The sequence below is a fragment of the Streptomyces sp. NPDC051636 genome (assembly GCF_044453765.1).
Taxonomy (GTDB): domain Bacteria; phylum Actinomycetota; class Actinomycetes; order Streptomycetales; family Streptomycetaceae; genus Streptomyces.
This window is the reverse complement of the sequence record NZ_JBITDA010000026.1, coordinates 24,944-47,314: the sequence shown is the minus strand read 5'-3', so window position 1 is coordinate 47,314 and position 22,371 is coordinate 24,944. Positions and strand designations below refer to the sequence as shown.

General features: G+C 72.6%; 17 protein-coding genes. 4 read left to right on the top strand and 13 right to left on the bottom strand.

Annotated features, from left to right (window positions below):
• Window positions 1–135: 135 nt before the first annotated feature.
• Entirely contained in the window at window positions 136–1,419 is a 1,284-nt protein-coding gene (locus tag ACIBBH_RS33510; RefSeq protein WP_399411170.1) for an MFS transporter, read from the top strand.
• Here ACIBBH_RS33510 and ACIBBH_RS33505 read toward each other — a convergent pair.
• From ACIBBH_RS33505 to hrcA, 10 genes are all read right to left on the bottom strand, one after another.
• Window positions 1,371–2,375, bottom strand: a complete 1,005-nt coding sequence (locus tag ACIBBH_RS33505) for an adenosine deaminase (RefSeq protein WP_399411168.1) — start codon at window positions 2,373–2,375, stop codon at window positions 1,371–1,373. The two genes, ACIBBH_RS33510 and ACIBBH_RS33505, sit on opposite strands and share 49 nt — an antisense overlap.
• Before the next feature lie 21 nt (window positions 2,376–2,396).
• The gene (locus tag ACIBBH_RS33500) at window positions 2,397–3,302 is read right to left on the bottom strand and encodes a ribonuclease Z (RefSeq protein ID WP_399411166.1); all 906 of its coding nucleotides are present in this window, start codon (window positions 3,300–3,302) and stop codon (window positions 2,397–2,399) included.
• A gap of 6 nt (window positions 3,303–3,308) precedes the next feature.
• The gene (locus ACIBBH_RS33495) at window positions 3,309–3,674 is read right to left on the bottom strand and encodes a histidine triad nucleotide-binding protein (protein WP_399411164.1); all 366 of its coding nucleotides are present in this window, start codon (window positions 3,672–3,674) and stop codon (window positions 3,309–3,311) included.
• A 56-nt stretch (window positions 3,675–3,730) separates the two neighbouring features.
• Complete coding sequence (locus ACIBBH_RS33490; protein WP_399411301.1) at window positions 3,731–6,934, bottom strand: S41 family peptidase; 3,204 nt, start codon at window positions 6,932–6,934, stop codon at window positions 3,731–3,733.
• 81 nt (window positions 6,935–7,015) lie between these two features.
• Window positions 7,016–7,579: a hypothetical protein gene (locus tag ACIBBH_RS33485; protein ID WP_399411162.1), complete on the bottom strand. Its 564-nt coding sequence runs from the start codon at window positions 7,577–7,579 to the stop codon at window positions 7,016–7,018.
• 443 nt (window positions 7,580–8,022) lie between these two features.
• Window positions 8,023–8,415 (bottom strand): VOC family protein, encoded by a 393-nt coding sequence (locus ACIBBH_RS33480; protein ID WP_399411160.1) that lies wholly within the window; start codon window positions 8,413–8,415, stop codon window positions 8,023–8,025.
• A 15-nt stretch (window positions 8,416–8,430) separates the two neighbouring features.
• A complete protein-coding gene (locus ACIBBH_RS33475; protein ID WP_399411158.1) occupies window positions 8,431–9,177 on the bottom strand; it encodes a 16S rRNA (uracil(1498)-N(3))-methyltransferase in 747 nt (248 codons plus the stop codon).
• Window positions 9,174–10,250, bottom strand: a complete 1,077-nt coding sequence (locus tag ACIBBH_RS33470) for a nitronate monooxygenase (RefSeq protein WP_399411156.1) — start codon at window positions 10,248–10,250, stop codon at window positions 9,174–9,176. The genes ACIBBH_RS33475 and ACIBBH_RS33470 overlap by 4 nt, the downstream gene beginning before the upstream one ends.
• Before the next feature lie 99 nt (window positions 10,251–10,349).
• The gene (gene dnaJ, locus ACIBBH_RS33465) at window positions 10,350–11,486 is read right to left on the bottom strand and encodes a molecular chaperone DnaJ (RefSeq protein ID WP_399411153.1); all 1,137 of its coding nucleotides are present in this window, start codon (window positions 11,484–11,486) and stop codon (window positions 10,350–10,352) included.
• On the bottom strand, window positions 11,487–12,503 hold the full coding sequence (hrcA, locus tag ACIBBH_RS33460) for a heat-inducible transcriptional repressor HrcA (protein WP_399411151.1): 1,017 nt from the start codon (window positions 12,501–12,503) through the stop codon (window positions 11,487–11,489). It lies immediately after the preceding gene.
• A 172-nt stretch (window positions 12,504–12,675) separates the two neighbouring features.
• Between hrcA and ACIBBH_RS33455 the strand changes: the two genes are divergently transcribed.
• Window positions 12,676–13,401, top strand: coding sequence for an MBL fold metallo-hydrolase (locus tag ACIBBH_RS33455; RefSeq protein ID WP_399411149.1), 726 nt, complete (start codon window positions 12,676–12,678; stop codon window positions 13,399–13,401).
• 31 nt (window positions 13,402–13,432) lie between these two features.
• Window positions 13,433–14,239, top strand: coding sequence for a DUF3097 domain-containing protein (locus ACIBBH_RS33450; protein ID WP_399411147.1), 807 nt, complete (start codon window positions 13,433–13,435; stop codon window positions 14,237–14,239).
• Here the strand turns inward: ACIBBH_RS33450 and ACIBBH_RS33445 are convergent.
• From ACIBBH_RS33445 to ACIBBH_RS33435, 3 genes are all read right to left on the bottom strand, one after another.
• The gene (locus ACIBBH_RS33445) at window positions 14,223–14,795 is read right to left on the bottom strand and encodes a Uma2 family endonuclease (protein WP_399411145.1); all 573 of its coding nucleotides are present in this window, start codon (window positions 14,793–14,795) and stop codon (window positions 14,223–14,225) included. The two genes, ACIBBH_RS33450 and ACIBBH_RS33445, sit on opposite strands and share 17 nt — an antisense overlap.
• 102 nt (window positions 14,796–14,897) lie before the next feature.
• Complete coding sequence (gene hemW, locus ACIBBH_RS33440; RefSeq protein ID WP_399411143.1) at window positions 14,898–16,130, bottom strand: radical SAM family heme chaperone HemW; 1,233 nt, start codon at window positions 16,128–16,130, stop codon at window positions 14,898–14,900.
• A gap of 27 nt (window positions 16,131–16,157) precedes the next feature.
• Window positions 16,158–18,113 (bottom strand): SpoIIE family protein phosphatase, encoded by a 1,956-nt coding sequence (locus ACIBBH_RS33435; protein WP_399411141.1) that lies wholly within the window; start codon window positions 18,111–18,113, stop codon window positions 16,158–16,160.
• Between the two features lie 263 nt (window positions 18,114–18,376).
• Here ACIBBH_RS33435 and ACIBBH_RS33430 point away from each other — a divergent pair, with 263 nt between their 5' ends.
• Entirely contained in the window at window positions 18,377–22,369 is a 3,993-nt protein-coding gene (locus ACIBBH_RS33430) for a HAMP domain-containing protein (RefSeq protein ID WP_399411139.1), read from the top strand.
• Window positions 22,370–22,371 lie beyond the last annotated feature (2 nt).

The following is a 22,371-nucleotide window of genomic DNA, read 5'->3' as shown; positions in this document are numbered from 1 at the left end:
GTGCCCCAGATCACACATCCCGCGCTTCTTCCCGATCCGCCTGCTTGATACAACTTGCTCGCGCGTTCCTGTCCGTCGACGGTCGTCGCCCAATCCCCCTCCTGAGCCGCTCCTTTCGCACGCCCTGGAACGCCCGTGTCCTCCCCCCGCACCACGCCCTGGCCCCTCGTCGCCCTTTTCACGGCCGGGTACCTCGCCCCGTACCTCCTGCCCACCACCGTCGGCAGGCTCGACGCGGGGCTCCCCCTCTCCGCCACCCAGGCCGGCGCCGTCGGCAGCGCGCTGCTGCTGAGTTCGGCGGCGGCGGGCTTCCTGCTGGCATCCCGGGTGGACCGGATCGGGGCCCGGACGCTCGCCCGCGCCGGCCTCGCACTGGCCGTCCTCGGCTACGGCGGGGCCGCGCTCACCGGTGCCGTGGCGGCCGTCGTCACGGGCGCGGTCCTCGGCGGGTTCGGGTCGGGTACGGTCACCGCGGTCGCCGCCACCGGCATCGCCGCCCTCGGAGTGCCCCCTGCCCGAACGGAGTCGAGAGCTTGGGGGAGCGATCCGCACCGGGCCACCACCCTCGGCCTGCTCGGGGTCTCCGCCCTCGCGGGCGCCGTCTACCTGACGGTCCCGCACCTCGGCCCGGGCCACGGGCAGCCGCTGGCGGCGATCGCGCTCACCGCGCTCGCGGTGTGGCCGCTCACCGGCCGCCTGTCCGCCCGAACGGCCGCCGCCCGCGACCGCGTCGAGCGGGGCCGCCTCCCCCACCCGCGCTCCGGGCTGGTCCTCGCCGCCGTGATGCCCTGCTGGTCCCTCGCCCAGAACTCCCTCTGGGGCGTCAGCGGCCGGATCGGCCTGTCCCAGGCGCACCTCACCGAGGTGACCGTCGGCGCGGTGTTCGCGGTCGCGCTCGGCGCCGGGCTGCTGGGCGTCGTGGGGGCGGGCGCGCTCGGGCCGCGGCTCGGCCGGGCGCTGCCGATCGGGGCGGGTACGGCGCTCATCGCGGCCTGCATCGCGCTCAGCGCGTCCGCGACCGACCTGGCGACCTTCGCGACGGGCGAGATCGCCTGGAACACCCTCTACCCGATCGTCCTGTCCTACCTGATCGGCCTCGCCGCCTCCCTCGACCCGCGCGGCCGCTGGGCGGTCCTGGTCGGCTCCGCCGGCTCACTGGGCACGGCGGCGGGCCCGCTGGCCGGCAGCCTGCTGTCCGCGCGGGCCGGCTTCCCGGCCATGGGCACGGTGCTCGCCGCCGGCCTGCTGGTGATCGCGGTGCCGATGACAGCGGTCGCCCTGCGCACGGCCAGGCGCCCGGTGCCGGTGGCGGAGACGGTCGAGGTGGTGGAGATCCCCGTGGACAGCCCGGCCACCCCCGCCCGACAGGCCTACGACACCGCGTCCCCGAACTCGTACGCCTCGACCTCCGCGAGGTAACGGGCCCGGAGCTCCTCGTCGTCCTCCAGGAAGGAGGCGAGGAAGGAGTTGCGGGCCAGTTCGCGCAGGCGGTCGTCGGTCAGACCCAGCGCCTGGCGGACGGCACGGAAGTTGTCGCCGACGTAACCGCCGAAGTAGGCCGGGTCGTCGGAGTTCACCGTGCACAGCAGGCCCGCGTCGAGCAGGGCGGGCAGGGGGTGCTCGGCGAGGGCGCCGACCGCGCGGAGCCGGACGTTGGACAGGGGGCACAGGGTCAGCGGGATACGGTCGCGGACCAGGCGGGCGACCAGCGCCTCGTCCTCCACGCAGCGCAGGCCGTGGTCGACGCGCTCGACGCCGAGCACGTCGAGAGCCTCGGTGATGTACTCCGGCGGCCCCTCCTCACCGGCGTGCGCCACACGGCGCAGCCCGAGCGCGGCGGCGGCCTCGTACACCTCGCGGAACTTCGCCGGCGGGTGACCGACCTCGGCCGAGTCGAGGCCGACACCGGTGATCCGGTCGAGGTAGGGCTTGGCCGCCTCCAGCGTCTCCATGGCCGACTCGGCGGACTCGTCGCGCAGGAAGCACATGATCAGGCGGGTGGAGACGCCGTGCTGCCGCTCGCTGCGCCCCAGGGCCCGCCACAGTCCCTCCACGACCGTGCCCATGCCGAGGCCCCGCGCGAGGTGCGCCTGCGGGTCGAAGAAGATCTCCGCGTGCCGCACGCCCTGCGCGGCGGCGCGGGCGAGGTAGGCGTCGGCCAGGTCGGCGAAGTCCTGCTCGGTGCGCAGGACGGCCATGAGCTCGTAGTACAGGTTCAGGAAGGACTGGAGGTCCTCGAACCGGTACGCCCTGCGCAGCTCGTCGGTGTCCGCGTACGGGAGGGGCACGCCGTTGCGCCCGGCGAGCAGGAACGCCAGCTCCGGCTCGAGAGTGCCTTCGATGTGGAGGTGCAGTTCTGCTTTGGGGAGGGGCACCAAAGCATCGTACGGCCGTTTTTATCGACGTTTCGGAACCGGCACCCTCAGTAGGTCGTGCGCTACCGTCAGCTCCCCCTCGAACCCGGCCGCCCGCGCCTGCCGCTCGAACTCGTCCGGCTCCGAGTAACGCTGGCTGAAGTGGGTGAGGACCAGGTGCCGCACGCCGCCGTCCCGCGCCACGCGCGCGGCCTGGCCCGCCGTCAGGTGCCCGTGCTCGACGGCCAGTTCCTCGTCCTCGTCCAGGAACGTGGACTCGATGACCAGCATGTCGCACCCCTCGGCGAGCGCGTGCACCCCGTCGCACAGCCGGGTGTCCATGACGAACGCGAACCGCTGCCCGCGCCGCACCTCGCTGACGTCCTCCAGTGCGACGCCGTTGATCGCTCCCTCCCGCTGGATGCGGCCCACGTCCGGCCCCTTGATCCCGTGCGCGGCGAGCCGCTCGGGCAGCATGCGGCGCCCGTCGGGCTCGATCAGCCGGTAGCCGTAGGACTCGACGGGGTGGGACAGCTTGCGGGCCTGGAGGGTGTACGACGCGGTCACCGCGAGGTCGGCGTCGGCGTCGACGGGCGCCTCGGCCAGCTCGACCGTCTCCCGGTAGGCGGTCGCGTACCGCAGCCGGTCGAAGAAGCGCTGTCCGGAGCGGGGGTAGTGGGCGGTGACCGGGTGCGGGACCTTGTCGAGGTTCATGCGCTGGATGACCCCGGCGAGCCCCAGCGAGTGGTCACCGTGGAAGTGGGTGACGCAGATCCGGTTCAGGTCGTGTGCGGCGACCCCGGCGCGCAGCATCTGGCGCTGCGTGCCCTCGCCGGGGTCGAACAGGATGCCCTCGCCGTCCCAGCGCAGCAGGTAGCCGTTGTGGTTGCGGTGCCGGGTCGGGACCTGGCTGGCGGTGCCGAGGACGACCAACTCGCGTACGGACACGGCTGCTTACCCGGGCGGCCACTGCAGGCCACGGCCGCCGAGGACGTGGGCGTGCGCGTGCCAGACGGTCTGTCCGGCGCCGCTGCCGGTGTTGAAGACGGTGCGGTAGCTCTCCAGCTTCTCGTCGTCGGCGACCGCCTGGGTCTCGGCCAGGACGTCCGCCGCGAGCTGCGGCGCTGCGGCGGCGAGCGTGGCGGCGTCCCGGTAGTGCGCCTTGGGGATCACCAGGATGTGGGTCGGCGCCTGGGGGTTTATGTCCCGGAAGGCGACGGTCGTCTCGGTCTCACGGACGATCGTCGCCGGGACCTGCCCCGCGACGATCTTGCAGAACAGGCAGTCGTCCTGCGGCGCGCCGCCCTCTTGCCCTGCCATGCGTGTGCCTCCTCACGCCGGTGATCCAGTACGGGGGCATCGTATCGAGCCGGGCGTCAGTCCAGTTCCGGCAAGGGCGGCGGAGTCTTCGCCGGGTTCTCCTCCAGCGCCGCGAGCGCCATCCGCACCGCCTCGTCCAGCTGGACGTCCCGCCCGGCGGCCCAGTCCTGGGGGCTCTGGACCACCTCCACGTCGGGGTCGACGCCGTGGTTCTCCACGCCCCAGCCGTAACCCTCCAGCCAGGTCGCGTACTTGGGCTGGGTGATCAGCGTGCCGTCGACCAGGTGGTAGCGGCTGTCGATGCCGATGACGCCGCCCCAGGTGCGGGTGCCGACGACCGGTCCGATACCGAGCGCCTTGATGGCCGCGTTGACGATGTCGCCGTCGGAGCCGGAGAACTCGTTGGCGACCACGACGACCGGGCCCCGGGGCGCGTCCTGGGGATAGCTGTAGGGCCTCAGGCCGCGCGGCCGGTTCCAGCCGACGATCCGCCGGGCCAGCTTCTCCACGACCAGCTGGGAGGTGTGGCCGCCGCGGTTCTCCCGGACGTCGACGACGAGCCCCTCGCGGGCCACCTCCACGCGCAGGTCGCGGTGGATCTGGGCCCAGCCGGGGGCCTGCATGTCGGGGACGTGCAGATAGCCGAGCCGGCCGCCGGAGATCTCGTGCACGTGGGCGCGCCGGTCGGCGACCCAGGCGTGGTAGCGCAGTGGCTCCTCGTCGGCGACCGGGACCACGACCGCGTGCCGGGGCTCGCCGCCGCCGGCCGGTGAGATGGTCAGCTCGATCGCCTTGCCCGCCGTGCCGACGAGCAGCGGGCCGGGTCCGGTCACCGGGTCGACGGGGTGGCCGCCGACCGCGACGATGGCGTCCCCGGCGCGCACCGCGACGCCGGGCGCGGCGAGCGGGGCCCGGGCGTTCGGGTCGGAGGTCTCCGCGGGCAGGATGCGGTCGATGCGCCAACTGCCGTCCTGGTGCCGGGAGATGTCGGCGCCGAGCAGGCCCTGGCGGGCGCCGCCGCCGTGTCCGCCGTACGGCATGACGTAGGCGTGCGAGGTGCCGAGTTCGCCCTGCACCTCCCACAGCAGGTCGACGAGGTCGTCGTGGGTGGCGACGCGTTCCAGGACCGGGCGGTAGCGGTCGAGGACGCCGTCCCAGTCGACGCCTCCCAGGTCCGGCCGCCAGAAGTGGTCGCGCATGATGCGGCCGGTCTCGTCGTACATCTGCCGCCACTCGGCCGCCGGGTCGACGGTCTGCCGGACCCGGCCGAGGTCGACGGTGACGGACGTGTCGCCGTCGTCGTCGGTGGAGGCGCGCCGGTCGCTGGGGACGACCCGGAGCCGGCCGTCGGTCCACAGCAGGACACGTTTGCCGTCGCCGCTGACCTCGAAGTGGTCGGCGTCGGCGGCGAGGTGCTCGATGCGCTGCTGGGCGAGGTCGTAGCGCTCCAGTTCGGTCTTGGGGTCGGGGTCGTCGGGGGTGGCCCGGGAGGCGCCGAGGACACCGCGGACCGGGTGGCGCAGCCAGAGCACGCCGTCCTTGGCGGCGCGCAGGTTGGAGTAGCGGGCGGCCTCTACCGGGAAAGGCACGATCCGGTCGGCGAGCCCCTCCAGGTCGATCCGGGTGGTCGGAGTGCCCTCGCTGTCGGGGGTCTCGTCCTTGTCGGGCGCCTCGAAGGGACGGCCGTGCCGTTGCGGGCCGAAGGGCGAGGGGGTGGTGGCGGCGAGGGTGATCAGGTGGGGGCGGGAGCCGACCACGAAGGCCAGGTCGAAGACGTGCTCGTCGTAGACGGGGTCGAAGGAGCGGGTGGAGAGGAAGGCGAGGTGCTTGCCGTCGAGGGTGAAGGCGGGCGCGTAGTCCTGGAAGCGCAGCGGGGTCGCCTCGGTGACCGACAGGTCGGTGGTGTGGGCGAGCCGCAGCTGGCACAGGGGGCGCGGGCCGGGGTGGGACCAGGCGAGCCAGGCCGAGTCGGGCGAGAAGGCCAGCCCGGACACCTCGCCGTCCTCGCTGCGGTCGACCTCGCGGACCTCGCCGGTCTCCCGCTCGACGAGCAGCAGCCGCCCGTCGTGCGCGGCGACGGCGGCCCGGCTGCCGTCGGGGGCCATGGACATCTCCAGGACCCGGCCGAGTTGTCCGGCGGCCAGGCGCCGCGGGATGGCGCCGGGCGCGAGTCCGGTCGCCGGGGCGAACTCCAGGGCGTCCTCGCCCTCGGCGTCGGTCACCCACACCACCCATTCCTCGCCCTCCGCGCGGAATGTGCGGGGCAGCCGGGCCCGGACGCCCGGCTGGGCGGCGAGGGCGCGCGCGGGGCCGGAGCGGTGGGTGACCCAGTGGACGGCGCCGCGCACCTCGACCGCGCTGCCGCGCGCGGTGTGGTCGGGGGCGGCGCAGTCGAACCAGCGGCCGGCGTTCACCGGGTACGGCTGGAGGTCCACGCGCGGCCCGCCCAGCCGGATGTCGAGCTTCCGCGGCTCGGCGCCGTCCAGGTCGTCCAGCAGCCACAGCTCACCGGCGGCGGCGTAGACGACGCGGGTGCCGTCGGTGGCGGCGTGCCGGGCGTAGAAGCCGTCGAGGGGGGTGTGCCGCCGCAGGTCGGAGCCGTCGGCGAGGGAGGAGTACAGCGCGCCCGTGCCCTCATGGTCGGACAGAAAGGCGATCCGCTCGCCGGCCCACCCCGGGTACTCGATGTTCCCGTCCAGCTCCGCGTGCAGCCGTACGAACTCGCCGTCGCCCTCGCGGTCGATCCACAACTTGCCCGCCGTACCGCCCCGGTAGCGCTTCCACCAGGCGGCCTCGCGTCCCATCGGCGCGGACAGCAGCACCGTGCCCGGCCCGAACGCGACGTCACCGACGGGCCCGTGCGGCAGCGTGGTGGCCGGTCCGCCGTCGAGCGGGACGGCGTGCGCCCAGCTGCGGCGCAGGCTGGCCTGGCCCTGGGTGCTGATCGCCAGGACGTGCCCGTCCGGGGTCCAGCCGCGCACCTGCGTGCGCCAACTGCCCCAGTGCGTCAGGCGCTTGCCCGGGCCGCCGGACACCGGGGCGACGTGCACCTCGGGGGCGCCGTCGCGGGTGGAGGTCCAGGCGACCGTCGTGCCGTCGGGCGAGACCCGCGGATGGGTCACCGGTACGTTGTCGGCGCTGACCCGCCAGGCCCGCCCGCCGTCGAGCGGGGCGAGCCACACGTCGTCCTCGGCGGTGAAGGCGACCAGTTCGCCGTGCAGGTGCGGGAACCGGAGGTATGACGGTGCTGCCGGTGTCATGGTGGATGCGCCCTGGGTCACCCGATCACCCTACGCAGCGGACGGCGTCCGCGGACCCGGTTTCGATCACTCGTTCCCGGCTCACTTGCCCTCGACCGGCCAGCAGGTGGGGTCTCCCTTGCACCAGATGGTCTTGGTGACGGTGACGGTGGGTCCGGGCTGCTGCCCGCCCGAGGGCCGGTAGGTGACGGGCGGGGTGTACGTCGGACCGGGCGTGGCGTCGCAGTTGCCCAGCCCGTTGACGTGGAACCACTCCTTGCCGCCCACCTTGGCGGTGAGCTCTCCGCGCACGCACGCGCCGTCGACGGCCTTGGTGACCTTGCCGGTGACGGTGATCTTCCGTCCGTCGTCGGTCTGCCCCTGGCAGTCGACGGAGACGACGGTGGTCTCGCTGGGCGACGGCGCCTTCCCCGGCGTGTAGCCCTTGTTGCCGTAGTTGCCCGTGCAACTGAGCCAGCGCACGTTCACGTGCTGCTTCTCCAGCTCCGCGGTGGCGGTCCTGTCGGTCGTGTACGCGACCGACGCCGAGCTCAGACCACCCGGCTCGCACGCCACGACGCCGCCCACGGCCACGATCGCGAGCCCCGTCACGGCCACCGTCCGCGTCCCGCGGGGCCGATGCCGAATGTGCCTCAATGCCCCCATGCACGGCAGCGTGCCACCGTCGCGGGCTGGGCGGTAGGGCGCATATGGCCACTCGAGTGTTCGGGCGCCTCCCCATCGAGTGTCTCCCGGGTGCCTGATCCGAGCCCGTGCGCGGTGAACGCGGGATCGGGCGGCTCGTCGACGGGGAGGGGACCGTCCGCCGGTGGACCGTGCGGCACCGGCACGGGGACGGCGCGGGCCGCCGGGAGGTGCTTACGCTGTACCGGGACGGGGTCCGCACGCGGATCGTCTTCCGGGGCGGTGCGGGCCGGATCGTGCCGGACGGGCTGCTGCACCCGGGGTGCGTGGGCGACGGCAGCGGCGAGCCGCTGAACCTGCACCGGCCGGTGTCGTCCGCGCGTTCCTCGACGAGGCCCGGGAGCGTGAACTGCTCGCGGGCGCCGGGGATGCGGACGGCTGGGAGCTGTTCCGGGCGGTCGTCCTCAGGTGCGCAGCAGCAGCCACTCCTGGAGTTCCACCAGGTTGCCCTCCGGGTCCTTGAGGTGGGCGACGCGCATGCGCTCGGTCATGGCGGCCGGGCCGTGCAGGAGGGTGGCGCCGCGGTCGGTGATCTCCGCGCAGTAGGCGTCGAGGTCGTCGACGCGCAGGACCACCAGGGAGCGGTGGCCGGTCGCGCTGTCGCCCAGTTCGTCGAGCACCGCCGCCATCATGGAGCGGTCCTGCAGCGCGATCCCGGCGGAGCCGGTGGCGGGACTGAACTTCTCGTACGGTCCCTCGGTCGCCCCGGACTGCGGCTTCAGGCCGAGCACCTCGGCGTAGAAGCGGTAGCAGGCGGCGAAGTCGGTGACGAGCAGCCGGACTTGGGCGAGTTCCACGCTTTTCCCCAGCGGTCAGGACCAGCGTCCGGTACGGCCCAGGAGCAGGGCCACGGCCGCGGTTCCGGCGGTCGATGTACGCAGTACGGTACGCCCGAGCCGGTACGCCTTCGCGCCCGCCTCCTCGAACAGCGCCAGCTCCTCGGCTGCGACGCCCCCTTCGGGGCCGACGACCAGCACGATCTCGCCCTCGGTGGGGAGTTCGGCGGTGGCCAGCGGCTCGCTGGGGTAGTCGCGGTCCTCGTGCAGGACGGCGGCGAAGTCGGCTTTGGCGAGAAGCCGGGCAACCTGTCTGGTCGTCGCCGCGTCCGCGACGTCCGGGAAGCGGACCCGGCGGGACTGCTTGCCGGCCTCGCGGGCCGTCGACCGCCACTTCCCGAGGGCCTTCAGCCCCCGGTCGCCCCGCCACTGGGTGATGCAACGGGCGGCCGCCCACGGCACGATGGCGTCGACGCCGACCTCGGTCATGGTCTCGACGGCGAGCTCGCCGCGGTCGCCCTTGGGCAGGGCCTGGACGACGGTGATGCGGGGGGACTGCGCGGGCTCCTCCGAGACCGAGGGCATGTGGACGATCAGGCGGTCCTTGCCCTCGGTGCCGATCACTTCGCACACCGCGTAGTGCCCGGCGCCGTCGGTGAGGACGACCTCCTCACCGGGCTGCAGCCGCTTCACGGAGACCGCGTGGCGGCCTTCGGGGCCGTCCAGGACGTACCGGTGGCTCTCCGAGCGGAAGTGCTCGACGACGAAGACCGGCGCGGTCACTCGCCCCGACCCCCGCCCGACAACGCTGTCCGGGCCTCGGCGAGTTCGGCCGCGAGGACCTCCACCAGCCGCCCGGCCGGCAGGTCCCGCGCCATCCGGTGCCCCTGTCCGGCCCACAGCGCCATGCCCTGCGCGTCCCCGGCCTTGGCGGCGGCCTTGCGCAGCGGCGAGGTCAGGTGGTGGACCTCCGGATAGGCGGCGGGGGCGTACGGGCCGTGCTCGCGCATGAAGCGGTTGACCAGGCCGCGGGCCGGGCGGCCGGAGAACGCGCGGGTCAGCTCCGTACGGGCGAACAGCGGGTTGGTCAGCGCCTGCTTGTGCAGCGCGTTCGCGCCGGACTCGGGGGTGGCGAGGAACGCGGTGCCGAGCTGGGCCGCGCTCGCGCCCGCCGCCATGGCCGCGGCGATCTGGCTGCCGCGCATGATGCCGCCGGCGGCGACGATCGGGACGCCGACGGTCTCGCGGACCTGGGCGATCAGGGAGAGGAGGCCGATGCCGCTGCCGTCCGTCTCCGGGATGTCCCGGTGGGTGCCCTGGTGGCCGCCGGCCTCCACGCCCTGCGCGATGACCGCGTCGGCCCCGGCCCGCTCCACCGCGAGGGCCTCCTCGGCGGTGGTCGCGGTGACCAGGGTGAAGGTTCCGGCACGGCGCAGGGAGTCCAGCACGTCCCGGCTCGGCACGCCGAAGTGGAAGGAGACCACCGGCACCGGGTTGTCGAGCAGCACGGCGAGCTTGGCGTCGTAGCCGTCGTCCCGGCCGCTGTCCGGGTCGCCGAGCTCGGTCTCGTACCAGGCGGCCTCGCCGGACAGCTGGTGGGCGTAGACCTCGACCGCGCCGGACTCGGCGTACTCGGGCTGCGGCATGAACAGGTTCACGCCGAAAGGGCGGGCGGTCAGGCCCCGCAGCTGCTTGATCTCCTGGTACATGCCGTCGGCGGTCTTGTACCCGGCGGCGAGGAACCCGAGGCCGCCGGCCTCGGAGACGGCGGCGGCGAGCTGGGGGACGGAGACACCGCCCGCCATGGGAGCCTGCACGATCGGCTGAGGGAAGAGATCGGTCAGTGCGGAGGACATGACCGCATGTTGTCACGTCCTCCGAACAAGTCCGAATCCGGCCTTCCACCGGCATAGGCCAGGTGCATGGTCGGTGGTCAGGGACCGTCCCGCGTGGCCTCAACGCCCGTTGAACGCATCCTTCAACCGCGAGAAAAGACCCTGCTGCCCGGGCTGGAACTGTCCCTGCGGCCGCTCCTCGCCGCGCAGCTTGGCCAGCTCGCGCAGGAGGCGTTCCTGCTCGGGGTCGAGCTTGGTCGGGGTGGTGACCTCGACGTGGACGACGAGGTCGCCCCGGCCGCCGCCGCGCAGGTGGGTGACGCCCCGGTTGTGCAGGGGGATCGACTGGCCGGACTGGGTGCCCGGGCGGATGTCGACCTCCTCCATGCCGTCCAGCGTCTCCAGCGGCACCTTGGTGCCGAGGGCCGCCGCGGTCATCGGGAGGGTGACCGTGCAGTGCAGGTCGTCGCCGCGCCGCTGGAAGGTGGGGTGCGGCAGCTCGTGGATCTCGACGTAGAGGTCACCGGCCGGACCGCCGCCGGGGCCGACCTCGCCCTCGCCGGCGAGCTGGATGCGGGTGCCGTTGTCGACACCGGCCGGGATCTTCACGGTCAGGGTCCGCCGGGAGCGGACGCGGCCGTCGCCGGCGCACTCCGGGCAGGGGGTCGGCACGACCGTACCGAAGCCCTGGCACTGCGGGCACGGGCGCGAGGTCATGACCTGGCCCAGGAAGGACCGGGTGACCTGCGAGACCTCACCGCGGCCGCGGCACATGTCACACGTCTGGGCACTCGTGCCCGGCGCGGCGCCCTCACCGTTGCAGGTGTTGCAGACGATCGCCGTGTCAACCTGGATGTCCTTGGTCGTGCCGAAGGCCGCCTCGTCCAGCTCTACCTCGATGCGGATCATCGCGTCCTGGCCGCGCCGGGTGCGCGAGCGCGGGCCGCGCTGGGACGCCGTACCGAAGAAGGCGTCCATGATGTCGGAGAAGTTGCCGAATCCACCGGCCCCGAAGCCGCCCGCGCCGGCGCCGCCGGCCTGCGAGAGCGGGTCGCCGCCGAGGTCGTAGACCTGCTTCTTCTGCGGGTCCGACAGCACCTCGTAAGCGGCGTTGATCTCCTTGAACCGCTCCTGGGTCTTCGGATCCGGGTTGACGTCCGGGTGCAGCTCGCGCGCGAGCCGCCGGAAGGCCTTCTTGATCTCTTCCTGCGACGCGTCGCGGCGCACGCCGAGAACGGCGTAGTAGTCCGTGGCCACTTACGACTCCGCCAGGATCTGTCCGACGTACCGTGCCACTGCGCGTACCGCTCCCATCGTTCCCGGGTAGTCCATGCGGGTCGGTCCGACCACGCCGAGCTTGGCAACCGCCTCGCCGCCCGAACCGTAGCCGACCGACACCACCGACGTGGAGTTGAGCCCCTCATGGGCGTTCTCGTGACCGATCCGCACGGTCACGCCCGAATCCTTCGCCTCGCCCAGCAACTTGAGGAGCACGACCTGCTCCTCCAGCGCCTCGAGCACCGGCCGGATACTGAGGGGAAAGTCATGTCCGAAGCGGGTGAGATTGGCGGTGCCTCCGATCATCAACCGCTCCTCGTTCTCCTCGACGAGTGTCTCCAGCAGAGTGGAGAGCACGGTCGAGACCGTACCGCGATCCTCTGTGTCGAAGCCCTCCGGGAGGTCCTCGACCAGCCGCGGCACGTCCGTGAAGCGGCGGCCCGCGACCCGGCTGTTGAGCCGCGCGCGCAGGTCCGCCAGAGACGCTTCCCCGAAGGGAGCCGGGCAGTCGATCACCCGCTGCTCGACCCGGCCGGTGTCCGTGATCAGCACGAGCATCACGCGCGCGGGGGCGAGCGCGAGCAGCTCCACGTGCCGCACGGTCGAGCGGGTCAGCGAGGGGTACTGCACGACCGCGACCTGCCGGGTCAGCTGCGCGAGCAGCCGCACCGTACGGGCCACGACGTCGTCGAGGTCGACGGCGCCCTCCAGGAAGTTCTGGATCGCCCGCCGCTCGGGGGCGGTCATCGGCTTGACGCCCGCGAGCTTGTCGACGAACAGCCGGTAGCCCTTGTCGGTGGGGATGCGCCCCGCGCTGGTGTGCGGCTGGGCGATGTACCCCTCGTCCTCCAGAGCCGCCATGTCGTTGCGGACGGTGGCCGGGGAGACGCCGAGGTTGTGCCGCTCCGTGAGCGCCTTGGAGCCGACCGGCTCCTCGGTGCCCACGTAGTCCTGGACGATGGCGCGCAGCACCTGAAGCCTGCGTTCACTCAGCATCCGCGCACACCTCCAGAAAACTCGTCCCCACGGCCCTTCGGTCCTTCGCCTGGCACTCTGCGCGTGCGAGTGCCAGCATTCCCCGGCCCAGTGTACGGCTGTGGGGTACACCCCGGGCAAGGTCGGTACGTCCGCCGTGCCCCGGTGCGGTCGTCCCCGCTAGCGTCGCGGTATGACGGTGACTTGGGAAGAGCTGGGGTGGGAGCGGCTGGCCGCCGGGGTCGGGCGGTGCCGGCTGCCGGGCTGGGACTGCACGGCGGGACTGGTCCTGGGGGAGGGCACGGCGCTCGTGGTGGACGCCGGGTCGAGCCTCGCCGAGGGCGCCCGCCTGCGTGCGCGGGCGCAGGAACTGGCCGGCCGCCGTGTGACCCATCTCGCGCTCACCCACCCCCACTTCGACCACGTCTTCGGCGCGGCCGCCTTCGCGGGGGCGGAGGTCTTCGCGGCGGTGGGCATGGACGCGGTGCTCGCGTACGAGCGTGCGGAACTCCGCCTGGACGCCGTCCGCAACGGCCTGCCGGTGGCGGATGCGGACGAGGCGGTGGACGCCCTGCCCCTCCCCCGCCACCTGGTCTCCGGCGAGTGGACCCTCGACCTGGGCGGCGGCCGCCAGGCGCTGCTGGCGAACGTGGGCCCGGGTCACACCGCCCACGATCTCGCGGTCCTGGTCCCCGGCGAGCCCGAGGTGGTCTTCTGCGGCGACCTGGTCGAGGAGTCCGGCGAACCGCAGGCCGGCCCCGACGCCGTACCGTCCCACTGGCCCGCCGCCCTCGACCGGCTCCTCGACCTCGGCGGCGCGGACGCACTGTACGTGCCCGGTCACGGAGCGGTGGTCGACGCGGCCTTCGTCCGGGCGCAGCGGGACGCGCTGGCGGCGCGTTTCGGCGTGTCGCCCTGATGGCGGTGCGGCTTCTCCTATCGTCATCCGAATGCGCCAGTACTCCGCCGACCTGACCCCTCCCTGGAAGAAGCCGAAGCCCGTCCCTGAGGTCCCGGCGGAGCCCGGCCTGGTGGTGGAGGAGTCCGGCTCCGGCTTCTGCGGCGCGGTGATCCGCTGCGAGGCGGGCACGGTGACACTGGAGGACCGGTTCGGCAAGCACCGGGTGTTTCCGCTGGAGCCGCGCGGGTTCCTGCTGGAGGGCCGGGTGGTCACGCTCGTACGGCCGACCGGAAAGGCTGCTGCCCGCCCCGCCCGCACCGCCTCCGGCTCGGTCGCCGTCCCCGGCGCACGCGCGCGCGTGGCCCGCGCCGGGCGCATCTACGTCGAGGGCCGGCACGACGCGGAACTGGTCGAGAAGGTGTGGGGCGACGATCTGCGCATCGAGGGCGTGGTCGTGGAGTACCTGGAGGGCGTGGACGACCTGCCGTCGATCGTCGCGGAGTTCGGGCCGGGTCCGGACGCCCGCCTGGGGGTGCTCGTGGACCACCTGGTGCCGGGCACCAAGGAGTGGCGGATCGCGGAGTCGGTGACCAGCGAACACGCCCTCGTGGTCGGCCACCCGTACATCGACATCTGGGAGGCGGTGAAGCCGTCCTCGCTGGGGATCGAGGCGTGGCCCCGGATTCCGCGCGGTCAGGACTGGAAGACGGGGGTGTGCCGGGCGCTGGGATGGCCGGAGAACACGGGGGCGGCCTGGCAGGGGATTCTGGGGCGGGTGCGGTCGTACAAGGACCTGGAGCCGGAGTTGCTGGGGCGGGTGGAGGAGTTGATCGACTTCGTTACGGCGCATCCGTAAGAGGCGGCAGCGTGCCGAACGTGCTCGTGTCCAAGTCGATACCCACGAACGGCAGCGGCACCGGGTCGCCGAACTTCCGCGTCCGCTTCGACTGATAGTCCGCTGACCTACCGCTACCGACCGGCTCCGTGAGCACCAGACATCTGGCGTCGAAGGGATCGATGATCAGATACACGGGCACCCCGCCCGCGGCATAGATCGACCGCTTCTCCACGTAGTCCCGATGGACGCTGGTCCTGGACACGACCTCGACCAGCATGGTCACGGCTGGGGCAGGTACGAGGCGCCCCGGGCTGTCGTCGGCTCCGCTCTCCATGACGACGAGATCCGGCTGGGGCTCACTGTTCTCACCGGGAAAGGCCACGTCCTGGGTCTGCAGCCGCTCCCATCGGTGGGCGGGGATCTGGTCCTGCACGGACTGCACGATGCGGTTGTGGACCTTGTCAGGGCCGGCCATCATCACGATTTCCCCCCGGATGAGCTCAGCCTTGAAGCCCTCGGGAACCTCGAGGTTCTCGAAGGCGTCGTGCACCCGGCGATCATCCACAGCGGTCATCTCCGTGGCCCTCCGCTCTCCGCCGCCGCGCGTACGGCGGCAGCCTACGAATCAGGTTAGGGACCGAACCGACGTTCCGCACCGATTCACCCGCCGGAGTGATCAGTCCACAAGGCCCCGCACCACCGCATCCGCCAGCAGCCGCCCCCGCAGCGTCAGCACGGCCCGCCCCTCCTCGTACGGCCCTGCCTCCAACAGGCCGTCCCCCAGCGCCCGCCGCGAAGCCGTCAGCCCCTCCTCCCTCAGCAGGGACAGCGGTACCCCCTCCCGCAGCCGCAGCTCCAGCAGGATCCGCTCCACCCGGCGGTCCTCGTCCGACAGCAGCTCCCGCCCGGCACCCGGCGAGCGACCCGACGCCAGCGCCGCCGCGTACGCCCCCGGATGCTTGACGTTCCACCAGCGCACCCCGCCCACGTGCGAGTGGGCCCCCGGGCCCGCCCCCCACCAGTCGGCGCCCCGCCAGTACAGCTCGTTGTGCAGGCAGCGGCCGGACTCCGAGGTGGCCCAGTTCGACACCTCGTACCAGTCGAAGCCGCCCGCGGACAGCCGCTCCTCGGCGATCAGGTAGCGGTCGGCGTGCACGTCGTCGTCCGTCATCGGCACCTCGCCCCGCCGGATGCGCCGCGCCAGCTGCGTGCCCTCCTCGACGATCAGTGCGTACGCGGAGATGTGGTTCGGGCCCGCCCCCAGGGCCGCGTCCAGCGAGGCCCGCCAGTCGTCGTCCGACTCGCCCGGCGTGCCGTAGATCAGGTCCAGGTTCACGTGGTCGAAGCCGGCCGCCCGGGCCTCCGCCACGCACGCCTCGGGACGCCCCGGCGTATGCGTCCGGTCCAGCACGCGCAGCACGTGCTGCCGTGCGCTCTGCATCCCGAAGGACACCCGGTTGAAGCCGCCCTCCCGCAGCCGCGCGAGGTAGGCCGGGTCGACCGACTCCGGGTTCGCCTCGGTCGTGACCTCCGCGTCCGCCGCGAGGCCGAACTCGTCGCGGATGGCCCCCAGCATCCGTACGAGATCGCCGGCGGCCAGCAGCGTGGGCGTACCGCCTCCGACGAACACCGTGCGGACCTCGCGCGGGTCGTCGCCGAGCACCTTGCGGGCCAGGCGGATCTCGTCGACCAGCGTGTCCGCGTAGTTCTCCCGGGAGGCCAGCACACCGCCGGTGCCGCGCAGCTCGGTGGCGGTGTAGGTGTTGAAGTCGCAGTAGCCGCAGCGGGTCGCGCAGTACGGAACGTGCAGGTAGAACCCGAGGGGTCGGTCGGCGGCCCCGGCGAGCGCGGACGCGGGCAGCGCGCCGTCGGCGGGGACGGGCTCGCCGTCGGGGAGTGCGGAAGGCATGTCCTCCATTGTCCCGTACCGGGACGGTTACTCCGCCCGCAGCACCAGCAGCGCCAGATCGTCCTCCGGCAGCCCGCCGCCGAACTCGTGCACCAGCCGTCTGATCCGCTCCGCGGTCAGCTCGGCGCTCAGCCCCGCGCACCCCGCCAGGGCCCGCGCGAGCCCGTCGCCGTCGTCGAACTGGCGGGAGCCGGAGCGCCGCTCGGTCACCCCGTCCGTGACGCACAGCAGGGTGTCGCCGGAGCGCAGCTCGAACGTCTCGCTGGTGTACGTCTCGTCCTCGATGACCCCGACGAGCGTTTGCGGCTTCGCGACCGTACGGACCTCGCCGTCGGGTCCGAGGAGCAGCGGCAGGGGGTGTCCGGCGGAGGCGAGGGTGCAGCGGACGCCGCCGTCGAAGGGGACCAGTTCGCCGTAGAGAAGGGAGAGGAAGCGGGTCTGCGGCCCGTCGCCGGCGGCGACCGGGCGGCCGCCCGCGGCGACCAGGGCGCGGGCGGCGGCGTCGGCGGCCTCGGTGGCGTCGTCGAGGAGGAGCTGGTTGAGGCGGTCCAGGACGTCGGCGACGCGGTAGCCCTCGCGGGCGAGGAGTCGCAGCCAGGGGCGGGCGAGCCCGATCACCACGGCTGCCTCCGGCCCCTTGCCCTGCACGTCGCCCACCGCGAAGCACCAGCGGCCGTCGCCCGCCGGGAACAGGTCGTAGAAGTCGCCGCTCGGACCGCCCTTGTCGCACGGCTCGTAGACCAGCGCACTGCTCACGCCGGGGATCTCGGCGACCGCGCCGGGCAGCAGCCCGCGCTGGAGGACGGCGCTGATGGTGGCCTGGCGGGCGTACTGGCGGGCCGCGCCGATGGCGAGCGCCACCCGGCGGCCGAGGTCCTCCACCAGCCCGGTGATCTCGTCCGGGAAGCGCACCGGCCCGCACCGCCCGATGACCAGCGTGCCCAGCGGACGGCCGCCCGCGATCAGCCGGTAGGCCAGCGCGGAGCCGTCCGTGCCGTGCGGGCCGAGCGCCTCGCCGGGCCAGGGGTAGGGCTCGGGGCCGGACCGTGAGCCGTCCCGGGGGCAGGGCGGGTCCTTCTCCAGGGCCCGGCGCAGCTCCTCGATGCGGTTCTCGCTGAAGTGCCAGACCCGGGCCAGCCGGGGCCCCGGCGCCCCGGCCCCGTCGGCCCAGCCGCTCTCGGCCCCGCTCGTGCGGGCGGACGCCCACCGGACGGTCGACTCGTCCTCCAGCCACACCGCGCACCAGTCGGCGAGCCGGGGCACGATCAGCTGCCCGGTGAGCGCGGCGACCAGGTTCTCGTCGAGCTGTCCGGCGAGCAGGTCGGAGGCCTCGGCGAGGAAGGAAAGGGCGCCGCGGCCGAGCCATTCCCGGTCGCGTTCGGCGCGATGGGGGTCTCCCCGCTCGAGCGCGGTCGAGTGCGGGGGAGGGTCGGGGGCGAGGATCCCGGCGACCTCCAGCCCGCGCTCCCCGGCGTACGTCTCGGGCTCCTCGGCGGCCGGGCTGCCCTTGGCGGGCAGGCGCGCCCACACCGTCTTGGCGCCGGTGCGGTAGGTGACGCCCCAGGACTCGGCGAGGTTGGCGACCAGGCGCAGGCCGCGCCCGTACTCCGGTGTCTCGTACGGCGTTTCGGTGCCGTCCTGGCGGGGGGCGCGGGAGGGGTGGTGGTCGCCGGCCTCGACGACGAGCGCGCCGGTCTCCTCCAGGCGGCAGGTCAGCTCCACGTCGGTGCCCGCGTGCACGACAGCGTTGGTGACGAGTTCGCTGACGACCACCATGGCGTCCTCGGCGAGCCGGTCGGAGGGCGCGAGGCCCAGGCCGGACCACTTGGCCAGCGCGGCGCGCACCAGCGCGCGGGCGGATCCGGGCGCGAGGGGGCCTCCGGACAGGGTCGCGCGTACCTCCGTGCGCTCCCCCGCGCCCCAGTGCGCAGGCACATCGGAAGCACGGGAAAGGATCTCCCGTTGCGTCGGTATGGTGCCCATGGCCGGCTCCCCGAGCAGATCGGACGAAGTTCAGACGAATGTGTCTCGGTCGATGGGGACAGAGTGACAGACTGGCTGCGCCCATAAGCGCCGAGTTACCGAAGTGGGCCGCCATGAGTGAGAACAGTGCCACGCGTGTGCTCGAAGACGGACAGAAAGCGGAACAAGTCCGAGCATCCGGACCGCGTGCGCCGGAACCGCGCGCTTCCGAACCGCATGCTCGCGAACTGCGCGATTCCGACCTTCGCCCGCTGCTCGCCGCGATGACCGCCGCCCGGGACGGCGACTTCACTAAGGCCCCGGAGACAGGGGACGGCATCGTCGCCGAACTCACCGCGGTCTTCAACCAGATCATGGACCGCAGCACGCACTTCAACTCGGAAGTGCAGCGGGTGAAGCGGGAGCTGGTGCGGCACGGGCGGCTCGACGAGCGGGTCTCGGCGAGTCCGGGGCAGGGCGCCTGGACGTCCCGGGTCAACGACGTGAACCAGGTCCTGGACGCCCTGGTGGCCCCGGCGGCCAACGCCACGCGCGTGCTGGACGCGGTGGCGGGGGGCGACCTGACCCAGCGAGTCGACCTGCACGACGGCAGCCGCCAGTTGCGCGGCGACCTGCGGCGGCTCGGCCGGGCGGTGAACACGATGGTCGACCAGTTGTCCCTTTTCACCGGCGAGGTGACCCGGGTGGCGCGCGAGGTCGGCACCGAGGGGCGGCTCGGCGGGCGGGCCAATGTGCGGGGGCTGTCGGGCAGTTGGCGGGACGTGACCGAGGCGGTCAACACGATGGCGGCCCGGCTGACCGCGCAGGTCCGGGACATCGCGCTGGTGACGACGGCGGTGGCGCGAGGTGACCTGACCCGTACGGTGACGGTGGAGGCGACCGGCGAACTGCTGGAGCTGAAGCTCACCGTGAACACGATGGTGGACCAGCTGTCGGCCTTCGCGGACGAGGTGACACGGGTGGCCCGCGAGGTGGGCACGGAGGGCCAGTTGGGCGGACGGGCGCAGGTGCGGGGCGTGTCCGGGGTGTGGAAGGACCTCACCGACAACGTCAACTTCATGGCCTCGAACCTGACCTCGCAGGTCCGCAACATCGCCCAGGTGACCACGGCGGTGGCGAACGGCGACCTCAGTCAGAAGATCACGGTCGACGCGCAGGGCGAGATCCTGGAACTGAAGTCGACGATCAACACGATGGTGGACCAGCTCTCCGCCTTCGCCGACGAGGTCACCCGGGTCGCCCGCGAGGTCGGCACCGAGGGCAACCTCGGCGGGCGGGCGCAGGTGCGCGGGGTGTCCGGGGTCTGGAAGGACCTGACGGAGAACGTCAACTTCATGGCGGACAACCTCACCTCGCAGGTCCGCAACATCGCGCTGGTGTCGACCGCCGTCGCGCAGGGCGACCTCGGCAAGAAGATCACGGTGGAGGCGAAGGGGGAGATCCTGGAGCTGAAGTCCACGATCAACACGATGGTGGACCAGCTCTCCGCCTTCGCCGACGAGGTCACCCGGGTCGCCCGCGAGGTCGGCACCGAGGGCAACCTCGGCGGTCAGGCCCAGGTCCGGGGCGTCTCGGGCGTCTGGAAGGACCTCACCGACAACGTCAACTTCATGGCGCTAAACCTGACCTCCCAGGTCCGCAACATCGCCCAGGTGACCACGGCCGTCGCCAACGGCGACCTGTCGAAGAAGATCACCGTCGACGCGCGCGGCGAGATCCTGGAACTCAAGGACACCGTCAACACGATGGTGGAGCAGCTGCGCGCCTTCGCCGACGAGGTGACCCGCGTGGCCCGCGAGGTCGGCACCGACGGCCGGCTGGGCGGCCGGGCCCAGGTGCTGGGCGTCTCCGGGGTCTGGCGGGACCTGACGGACAACGTCAACTACATGGCGGACAACCTCACCTCGCAGGTCCGCAACATCGCCCAGGTCGCCACCGCCGTCGCCCAGGGCGACCTGTCGAAGAAGATCGACGTGGACGCGCGGGGCGAGATCCTGGAGCTGAAGACCACCATCAACACCATGGTCGACACGCTGTCCTCCTTCTCCTCGGAGGTCACGCGCGTGGCCCGCGAGGTGGGCAGCGAGGGCCAGCTCGGCGGCCAGGCCCGGGTGGAGGGCGTGTACGGCACCTGGAAGCGCCTGACGACGAACGTCAACGAGCTCGCCCTGAACCTGACCACCCAGGTCCGCGCGATCGCCGAGGTCGCCTCCGCGGTGGCCCAGGGCGACATGTCCCGCTCGATCTCCGTGGAGACGCGCGGCGAGGTGTCGGAGCTGAAGGACAACATCAACCTGATGGTGGCCAACCTGCGCGAGACCACCCGGGCCAAGGACTGGCTGGAGTCCAACCTGGCCCGCCTGGCCGCGCTGATGCAGGGCCACCGGGACCTGATGGAGGTCGCCGACCTGATCCTGCGCGAGCTGACCCCGCTGGTGAACGCCCAGTACGGCGCGTTCTACCTGGCCGACCCCGACGAGAACAGCGCGTCCCTGCGGACGGCCGTGCCCGCGAAGGGGCTGGCCTTCATCGCCGGATACGGCGCGGCCCAGGGCGCGACCGTGGAGACCGGCGGTCTGCCGGTGCACGGCCTGGTCCGGCAGGCGGCCCGGGAGAAGAAGCGGATCCTGGTGGAGGAGGCCCCACCGGACTACATCAAGATCAACAGCGGGCTGGGGGAAGCCGCCCCCACCACCATCGTCATCATCCCTATCCTCTTCGAGGACAAACTCCTCGGCGTGATCGAACTCGCCTCCTTCTCCCGCTTCTCCGACGTCCACCTGGCCTTCTTCGACCAGTTCGTGAACACCATCGGCGTCGCCATCAACACGATCATCGCCAACTCCCGTACGGAGTCCCTGCTCGGCGAGTCCCAGCGCCTCGCGATGCAGCTCCAGGAGCGCTCGGACGAACTGCAGAAGCAGCAGGCGGAGTTGCAGCGCTCCAACGCGGAACTGGAGGAGAAGGCCGCCCTGCTGGCCACCTCGTCGCAGTACAAATCGGAGTTCCTGGCGAACATGTCGCACGAGCTGCGCACACCGCTCAACTCCCTGCTGATCCTGGCGAGGCTGCTGTCGGACAACCCGGACGGCCATCTGTCGGACCAGGAGGTGCAGTTCGCGACGACGATCCACCGCTCCGGCTCGGACCTCCTCCAGCTGATCAACGACATCCTGGACCTGTCGAAGATCGAGGCCGGCCGCATGGACGTCCGCCCGAAGCGGCTTCCGCTGATCAAGCTGCTGGACTACGTCCACGCCACCTTCCGGCCGCTCACCCTGGACCGGGGGCTCGCGTTCGACGTGGCGGTCGGCGAGGACGTACCGCGCGAGATGTACTCGGACGAGCAGCGCCTGCAGCAGATCGTGCGCAACCTCCTGTCCAACGCGATCAAGTTCACCGCGTCGGGCCGGGTCGAGCTGCGCGTGAACCGGGTGAAGGACCCCGAGCGCCGCTACGTCCGCGACAGCGACGACGTGATCGCCTTCGCGGTCTCCGACACCGGCATCGGCATCGCCGCCGAGAAGCTCCCGGTGATCTTCGAGGCGTTCCAGCAGGCCGACGGCACGACGAACCGCAAGTACGGCGGTACGGGGCTGGGGTTGTCCATCAGCCGGGAGATCGCCGGGCTGCTCGGCGGCCGGATCGTCGCGGAGAGCGAACCCGGCAAGGGCTCCACCTTCACCCTGTACGTCCCCGTCGTCAGCCCAGGCCACCCGGTGACCGGCCCGGCGGTGGACGCCCGGGTGCGCGAGCAGCCCTCGGCGGAGCCCCTGACGGCCGACGACTCCTGGCCCGCGCCTCCCAAGCTGGAGGCGTGGCAGACGGGCCGCGCGGGCCAGGTGCTGCCCGGCCGCAGAGTGCTGATCGTCGACGACGACATCCGCAACGTCTTCGCCCTCACCCATGTCCTCGGCCGGGTCGGCATGCCGGTGCTGTACGCGGAGAACGGCCGGGAGGGCATCGAGACGCTGGAGCGCAATCCGGACGTCGAGCTGGTCCTGATGGACATCATGATGCCGGAGATGGACGGCTACGAGACGATCGCCGCCATCCGCCGCACCCCGCGCTGGGCCGGCCTGCCCATCGTCGCCCTGACCGCGAAGGCGATGCCGGGCGACCGGGAGAAGTCCATCGCGCGCGGCGCCAATGACTACGTACCGAAGCCGGTCGACGTCGACCGGCTGCTCACGGTCGTCTGCGCGCTCCTGGACCCGGAGGGGAGCGCCGACGCCGAGGAGACGACGGGTGAGTGAGG

Excerpts from the sequence above, each read along its gene's own strand:
- ACIBBH_RS33495 (WP_399411164.1), bottom strand. The coding sequence starts at position 3,674 with ATGGCAGGGCAAGAGGGCGGCGCGCCGCAGGACGACTGCCTGTTCTGC.
- ACIBBH_RS33490 (WP_399411301.1), bottom strand. The coding sequence starts at position 6,934 with ATGACACCGGCAGCACCGTCATACCTCCGGTTCCCGCACCTGCACGGC.
- ACIBBH_RS33485 (WP_399411162.1), bottom strand. The coding sequence starts at position 7,579 with ATGGGGGCATTGAGGCACATTCGGCATCGGCCCCGCGGGACGCGGACG.
- ACIBBH_RS33470 (WP_399411156.1), bottom strand. The coding sequence starts at position 10,250 with ATGTCCTCCGCACTGACCGATCTCTTCCCTCAGCCGATCGTGCAGGCT.
- hrcA (WP_399411151.1), bottom strand. The coding sequence starts at position 12,503 with ATGCTGAGTGAACGCAGGCTTCAGGTGCTGCGCGCCATCGTCCAGGAC.
- ACIBBH_RS33455 (WP_399411149.1), top strand. The coding sequence starts at position 12,676 with ATGACGGTGACTTGGGAAGAGCTGGGGTGGGAGCGGCTGGCCGCCGGG.
- ACIBBH_RS33450 (WP_399411147.1), top strand. The coding sequence starts at position 13,433 with ATGCGCCAGTACTCCGCCGACCTGACCCCTCCCTGGAAGAAGCCGAAG.
- ACIBBH_RS33445 (WP_399411145.1), bottom strand. The coding sequence starts at position 14,795 with ATGACCGCTGTGGATGATCGCCGGGTGCACGACGCCTTCGAGAACCTC.
- hemW (WP_399411143.1), bottom strand. The coding sequence starts at position 16,130 with ATGCCTTCCGCACTCCCCGACGGCGAGCCCGTCCCCGCCGACGGCGCG.
- ACIBBH_RS33435 (WP_399411141.1), bottom strand. The coding sequence starts at position 18,113 with ATGGGCACCATACCGACGCAACGGGAGATCCTTTCCCGTGCTTCCGAT.
- ACIBBH_RS33430 (WP_399411139.1), top strand. The coding sequence starts at position 18,377 with ATGACCGCCGCCCGGGACGGCGACTTCACTAAGGCCCCGGAGACAGGG.